General features: G+C 40.5%; 1 protein-coding gene. It reads right to left on the minus strand.

Annotation, left to right across the window (positions count from 1 at the left end):
• Positions 1 to 17 precede the first annotated feature (17 nt).
• Positions 18 to 656, minus strand: coding sequence for a GNAT family N-acetyltransferase (locus A6E03_RS10070; RefSeq protein ID WP_255310629.1), 639 nt, complete (start codon positions 654 to 656; stop codon positions 18 to 20).
• Between the last annotated feature and the right edge of the window lie 6 nt (positions 657 to 662).

Consider the following 662-nt stretch of genomic DNA (forward strand, 5'->3'; position numbering starts at 1 on the left):
TCGTGTTGATGCAATTGTTAGCTGCGCCTTTCCAGTTTGAATAACAAACTAGCTTTTACGGCTAACCACTCACTATTAATTACCGAAAATACAACGGTATCTCGATAGCTACCATCTGCCATTTGTTGATGATTTCTAATTACACCGTCTTGCTTTGCACCCAAACGAGCTATTGCATTACGTGAAGCATGATTATGCCAATGAGTTCCAAACTCAACTGCGATTGCTGAGAGGTTTTCAAATGCATGAGAAAGAAGAAGGAACTTACATTCGGTATTTACTGATGTTCTCTGATAGCTTTTCGCATACCACGTATAACCGATTTCTACCCGTTTATTCACACAATCAGCGTGGCATAAACGAGTTGTACCAATTATGGTTTGAGTTTCATTATCAATGACAGAAAAAGCCAAAGAACGCCCAGCGTCTTGTTCGCTTAAAGCCAATTCAATATAACCGTTTACAGTCTCTTTATTTGGTATTTTCGTATACCATAAGTCCCAAAGTTCACCATCAGAAGCCGCCTCAACAAGAGCTGACGCATGCTCTAGTTGTAGTGGGATCAATGTGACTATTTTTCCTTTAAGCTCCGTACCTGAGAGCCATTTCTCACCTTGCATACTAAATTCCTTCTTTGAAGCAGCTAACGCCTGCATAACACG

Source organism: Aliivibrio sp. 1S128 (assembly GCF_001691065.1).
Taxonomy (GTDB): domain Bacteria; phylum Pseudomonadota; class Gammaproteobacteria; order Enterobacterales; family Vibrionaceae; genus Aliivibrio.

What these genes read in the sequence shown, in the direction of transcription:
- A6E03_RS10070 (WP_255310629.1), bottom strand. Translation starts at nt 656, where the DNA reads ATGCAGGCGTTAGCTGCTTCAAAGAAGGAATTTAGTATGCAAGGTGAG.